The organism is Microbacterium sp. 69-10 (genome assembly GCF_001897945.1).
GTDB lineage: Bacteria > Actinomycetota > Actinomycetes > Actinomycetales > Microbacteriaceae > Microbacterium.
This window is the reverse complement of record NZ_MKRT01000028.1, coordinates 94,134-100,035: the sequence shown is the minus strand read 5'-3', so window position 1 is coordinate 100,035 and position 5,902 is coordinate 94,134. Positions and strand designations below refer to the sequence as shown.

The 5,902-nt window shown below is 68.5% G+C and carries 4 protein-coding genes; 3 read left to right on the top strand and 1 reads right to left on the bottom strand.

The genetic code is table 11. The features are described 5' to 3' along the window. Positions 1-2,267 (top strand): excinuclease ABC subunit UvrA (locus tag BGN97_RS14915; RefSeq protein WP_292703147.1); only part of this gene is annotated, 2,267 nt, incomplete at its 5' end. A gap of 38 nt (positions 2,268-2,305) precedes the next feature. On the opposite strand, the gene aspS is transcribed toward BGN97_RS14915, so the two are convergent. Then, positions 2,306-3,601: an aspartate--tRNA(Asn) ligase gene (gene aspS / locus BGN97_RS14910; protein WP_292703144.1), complete on the bottom strand. Its 1,296-nt coding sequence runs from the start codon at positions 3,599-3,601 to the stop codon at positions 2,306-2,308. 253 nt (positions 3,602-3,854) lie between these two features. On the opposite strand from aspS, the gene BGN97_RS14905 reads away from it, so the two are divergent. Together BGN97_RS14905 and BGN97_RS14900 are read left to right on the top strand one after the other, a co-directional pair. Then, on the top strand, positions 3,855-4,652 hold the full coding sequence (locus tag BGN97_RS14905) for a class I SAM-dependent methyltransferase (RefSeq protein ID WP_292703141.1): 798 nt from the start codon (positions 3,855-3,857) through the stop codon (positions 4,650-4,652). Positions 4,653-4,778: 126 nt separating this feature from the next. Continuing rightward, positions 4,779-5,621, top strand: a complete 843-nt coding sequence (locus BGN97_RS14900; protein ID WP_292703138.1) for a serine hydrolase — start codon at positions 4,779-4,781, stop codon at positions 5,619-5,621. The last annotated feature ends 281 nt before the right edge of the window (positions 5,622-5,902 follow it).

Sequence of the window (5,902 nt, the reverse complement as noted above, 5' to 3'; positions counted from 1 at the left end):
TTCCCAAGCGCCGGCTGACCGTGTTCACCGGCGTGTCCGGGTCGGGCAAGAGCTCGCTGGTCTTCGACACGATCGCCGCGGAGTCGCGACGGATGATCGACGAGACCTACAGCGCCTTCGTGCAGGGGTTCATGCCCTCGGTGCCGCGTCCCGACGTGGATGTGCTGGAGGGGCTGACGACCGCGATCATCGTCGACCAGGAACGGCTCGGAGCCAACCCGCGGTCGACCGTCGGCACCGTGACCGATGCCAACGCGATGCTGCGCATCCTGTTCTCCAAGCTCGGCACGCCCTATATCGGCGGGCCCACCGCCTTCTCGTTCAACATCCCGACCCAGAAGGCCAGCGGGGTCATGACCGGGCCGGGCGGCGAGAAGAAGATCGTGAAGGATGCGATCTATCTGGGCGGAATGTGCCCGCGGTGCGAGGGCAGGGGAGCGGTGTCGGACATCGATCTGGCGCAGGTGGTCGACGAGTCGAAGTCTCTGGACGACGGAGCGATCATGGTTCCCGGCTACACGGCCGATGGGTGGATGGTCAAGCAGTTCGCGGGTTCGGGCTTCTACCCGTCCGACAAGCCCATCGCGTCGTTCACCGAGAAGCAGCGCCAACTCTTCCTCTACGGCGAGGTGACCAAGGTCAAGATCAACGGGATCAACATCACCTATGAGGGGCTCATCCCCAAGATCACGAAGTCCATGCTCTCCAAGGACCTCGACGCGCTGCAGCCGCACATCCGGCGCTTCGTCGAGCAGGTCGCGACCTTCGCCACCTGTCCGGAGTGCGACGGCACCCGCCTCACCGAGGGAGCGCGGTCGTCGAAGATCGCCGGGGTGAGCATCGCGGACGCCTGCCGGATGCAGGTGACCGACCTCGCCGCCTGGGTGCGCGGACTGGATCTGGACGAGGCGGGCCCGCTGCTGACCGCCCTGAGCGCCAGCCTGGACTCCTTCGTCGCCCTGGGGCTCGGATACCTGAGCCTGGATCGTCCGTCCGGGACGCTGAGCGGGGGAGAGGCGCAGCGCATCAAGCTGCTGCGTCACCTCGGATCGTCCCTCACCGATGTCACCTACGTGTTCGACGAGCCGACGATCGGGCTGCATCCGCACGACATCCAGCGCATGAACAACCTGCTTCGCGAACTCCGCGACAAGGGGAACACGGTGCTGGTCGTCGAGCACAAGCCGGAGACCATCGAGATCGCCGACCACGTCGTCGATCTCGGTCCCGGGGCGGGCGCGGGCGGTGGCGAGATCTGCTTCGAGGGCACGGTGGACGGGCTGCGGGCGAGCGGCACGCTGACGGGTCGTCACCTCGACGACCGGGCGTCGCTGAAGTCCTCCGTGCGCAGCGCGACGGGCGCGATCGAGGTGCGCGGAGCCACCGCGAACAACCTGCAGAATGTGGACGTCGACATCCCGACCGGGGTGCTGACGGTCATCACGGGGGTCGCCGGCTCCGGCAAGAGCTCTCTCATCCACGGTTCGGTCTCGCCGCGGGAGGGAGTCGTCGCGATCGACCAGAGCGCGATCAGAGGCTCGCGACGCAGTAATCCTGCGACGTACACCGGCATGCTGGAGCCCATCCGCAAGGCCTTCGCCAAGGCGAACGGGGTCAAGCCCGCGCTGTTCAGCGCGAACTCCGAGGGCGCCTGCCCGACCTGCAAGGGTGCCGGCGTGATCGTCACCGAGCTCGGGTTCATGGACACGATCGAGACGCCCTGCGAGGACTGCGGCGGCAAGCGCTTCCAGGCCACGGTGCTCGAGTACAAGCTCGGCGGCCTGGACATCACCGAGGTGCTGGAGCTGCCGGTGGCGAAGGCGCGCGAGTTCTTCACGGCCGCCGAGACGAAGATCCCGGCGGTGGCGAGCGTCCTGGGGAGGCTGGAGGACGTCGGCCTCGGCTATCTCACGCTCGGCCAGCCGTTGTCGACGCTGTCCGGCGGTGAACGCCAGCGGGTCAAGCTGGCGATCCAGATGGGGGAGAAGGGGGATGTCTACGTCCTCGACGAACCAACCACGGGCCTGCACCTCGCCGACGTGCAGCAGATCCTGGGTCTGCTGGACAGGCTGGTGGATGCGGGGAAGACCGTCATCGTCATCGAGCACCACCAGGCCGTCATGGCCCACGCCGACTGGATCATCGACATCGGTCCCGGTGCGGGTCACGACGGCGGACGCGTCGTCTTCGAAGGCACCCCCTCTGCGCTCGTCGCGGAGCGGGCAACCCTCACGGGGGAGCACCTCGCGGCGTACGTGGGCGCCTGACGGTGAGGGGACGGATGCCGGCATCCGTCCCCTCCCGATCACGGCGCGAGCCGGTGCATGTCCCTCGGGAAGAGCGCCGTCTCCCGGACGTTGCCCGCCTCGATGAGCCGGGCGACCCATCGCTCGAGCCCGATCGCGAAGCCGCCGTGCGGCGGGATTCCGTGCGCGAACGCAGGCAGGTACGCCGCGTAGTCGTCCGGGTCCTCGCCCCGCGCCCGGAGGGCGGAGACGTAGTCGGAGTGACGGTGCAGGCGCTGACCGCCGGTCACCAGTTCGAGGCCGCGGAACAGCAGATCGAAGCTGTTGCTCCAGCGCGGGTCGGACGGCTGCGGATGCGTGTAGAACGGACGCTTCGCCATCGGATACCCCTCGACCGCGAGGAAGTCGCTGCCGTGCTCGTCGCGCGCCCAGCGTCCCAGCTGCCGTTCGTGCTCCGGCGCGAGGTCGGGCTCGTCCTCCGGCGCGCCGACGAGGCTCAGCGCGTCGCGGAAGTGGATGACCGGGATGCTGTCGGGCACCACCGGGATCGCGGGCGACAGCACGTCGACCGCCTCCGGTGCATACGAGGTGATGGCCGACACCATGCCGGCGAGCACCTCGCGCAGGCAGGCGAGCACGTCGCGGTGGTCCTCGATGAACCCGAACTCGACATCCAGGGAGAGGTATTCGGCCAGGTGCCGCACGGTGTCGTGCGGCTCGGCGCGGAACACCGGACCGATCTCGTAGACGCGCTCGAACACGCCGACGAGCTGCTGCTTGAAGAACTGGGGGCTCTGCGCCAGAAAGGCCGGGCGACCGAAGTAGTCCACCTCGAACACGTCCGCACCGGACTCGGTCGCCGACTCGACGAGCTTGGGGGAGTGCACCTCCCGGAACCCTGCGGCGTCCAGGGTCTCGCGGAAGCCGCGCAGGCTGGCGGCTGCGAGCTCCCAGGTGGCGCGGCGCGTGGCATGACGCCACGTCACCGCGGCGTTGTCCAGGATGACGGGCAGCCCGGCCGTGAGCGTCGGGCGCCACAGCTCGACGGGCGGCGTCTCGGCCGGTTCGCCGAGCACCTCGATCCGCGGGGAGACGACCTCCGCTCCGCCCGGCGCCTGCGGGTTCGCCGCCACGATGCCCGTGACTCGGACCACGGTCTCCTCCGGTGGCACGTCGGCCGGATGCTCCGCATCGCGGTGCAGCACGACCTGGGCGAGGCCAGAGCGGTCGCGCAGCACCAGGAAGGTCACGGACGACAGGATGCGACGCCGATGGACATGACCCATCAGGGTCACTGTCGTCCCGGGTGCGGCGGTGCCGAGCTCGGTGGCGAGTGTACGGGGGGGTCTGCTCATCATTCCTCCAGGTGCATGGAGCCCTGGAGGTGTGGGCGGGGGCCAGATCGCGGTGCCACCACACCTTCGCCGGTGAATCGCCGGCCTCTCGTCGGTACGCCGTCACGCGCGGGAGCCGTCTGCCGGAACTGATCCGGCGCGAGGGTCGTCACGCCTCACGTCTGCCAGGCAACACGTTAGCACCACCCGCGGAAAGGCCGACATCGACCGCGAGCTGCTCGCTCGGTCGCGCCGAACGGCTAGCCTCGACGGCATGGCATCCGCTGATCAGCAGGACCTCGACGCGCGCATCCAGACGTATTATGGCGAGGTCTTCGACGAGCACGCCCGGCTGACGACCCGGTCGGCGCAGGGCCCGCTGGAGTTCCAGCGCACGCAGGAGATCATCCGCGCTCATGTCCAGGGCGGCCGTGTGCTCGACATCGGCGGCGCTGCCGGAATCCACTCCAGGGCTCTCATGGACGCAGGCTACGAGGTGGAGATGATCGATCCTGTGGTTCGCCACGTCGAGCAGGCGCAGGCGGCCGGCGTACGGGCCTCCGTAGGCGATGCTCGCCAACTGGAGCACTCGGATCGGTCCTTCGACGCGGCGCTCCTGCTGGGCCCGCTCTATCACCTCGCCTCGCGCGAGGAGCGGCTCAGGGCGCTCCGTGAAGCGGCCCGGGTCGTGCGTGCAGGAGGCGTCGTGCTGGCCGCGGGACTCTCACGATATGTCGCGTTCGGGGCGGCGTCTCTCGGGCGGCCGGTGCCGAACCCGATTCCGGGGGAGTGGGCGGCTCTCATCGCAGACGGAACGCCCGGTTCGCAGCTGCGGTTTCCTGCCGGGCATTTCCACACCGCTGAGGAGCTCGATGCGGAGGTCGCGGATGCCGGGCTGGACGTGCTCGAGGTGATCGGCGTCGAGGGACCCGCAGGGTTGTTCCTGGAGAGTGTCGAGGATGTGCATCCCGATGTGCGGGATGCTGCGCTCACCGTCGCGCGGGCGGCATCCGTGATTCCCGGGATCCGTGACCAGAGCGCGCATCTGATCGCGGTCGCACGGGTGCTATAGCAATCCGCGCGGATCAGGGGAGTGGGCGCAACCACAGGACCGGGATCCTCAGGTGCATGGGCCGATGTCGGAGCTCGTTGCTAGCCTCATCGAGTGATTTCAGCGGCGACTGCACTGGACCGAATCGTGAGCGCGATCGACGCCGAAGGGCTCGGCGCGTACGGCGTGCACGTGCTCATCGGCGACGACGAGGCGCAGCATCGCTGGCGCAGCGACGACCGCGTGAACATCTACTCCGTGTCCAAGGGGGTCAGCGCGCTGGCAGCGGGGATGGCCGCCGATGCCGGGATCCTCACGCTCGACACGCGCGTCGCGGAGCTCCTGCACACGATGCAGCTCGGCGACGGCGTGGAGCACGTGACGCTGCGGCATCTGCTCACGATGACGAGCGGCATCGACTTCGCATGGTTCGGCAGCCAGGAGGCGCCCTGGCCCGACATCGCACAGGAGATGCTCCGTCGTCCTTCGCTCGGGGCGGGCGAGGGCTATCAGTACTCCGATGCGAGCACCTACGTCGCCATGCGCATGCTCGGCGCCGTCGTCGGCGACGTGCGCGACTGGCTCATGCCGCGACTGTTCGAGCCGCTCGGGATTCACAACCCGCAATGGCATCGTTGCCCACTCGGCTGGATCATCGGCGGGACCGGCCTCGAGCTGCGGACCGAGGAGCTCGCCCGGATCGGCCGTGTGCTGCGCGACCGAGGTTCGTGGCACGGGGATCAGCTGGTCGGTGCCGAGTGGATCGATGCGATGCACGCCGACTGGGTGCGCACGGGCTGGGACGGCGACTCGTCGCAGTACGGCATCGCCGCATGGGCCGGTCCAGGTTACGGCTGGCGACTCGACGGTCTGTACGGTCAGTACGTGTACGTCGACCGTGCGCATGATGCGGTCGTCACCATCACCGCGCACGAGGAGAATCACGACCATCGGCTCGTCCAGATCGCGTCGACGGTGCTCGCGGGCTGAGTCGTCAGGGGCGCGGCCGTGGAGCCCCTCTCGGCGCTCTCTCGATCATCAGGTAATAACCGATAATGCACATTATGTCAGGTCAGTGAAGCTCCTGGCGCTTCAGGAACCCCCCCATCGATCCCCGGTGATGGTGTCCGCTCCGTGTCCACTCCCGTCCGTGCTTCGGCATCCGTCGGCTGCTGGTTCCGCAGCAGAAGTCGGCGGGTGCGCAGCATCCCGGTCACCCCGCTCCCAGGATCATCAGCTTCTCGGGGTCGACGACTCCCTCGAAATCGAAT

Excerpts from the sequence above, each read along its gene's own strand:
- aspS (WP_292703144.1), bottom strand. The coding sequence starts at position 3,601 with ATGAGCAGACCCCCCCGTACACTCGCCACCGAGCTCGGCACCGCCGCA.
- BGN97_RS14905 (WP_292703141.1), top strand. The coding sequence starts at position 3,855 with ATGGCATCCGCTGATCAGCAGGACCTCGACGCGCGCATCCAGACGTAT.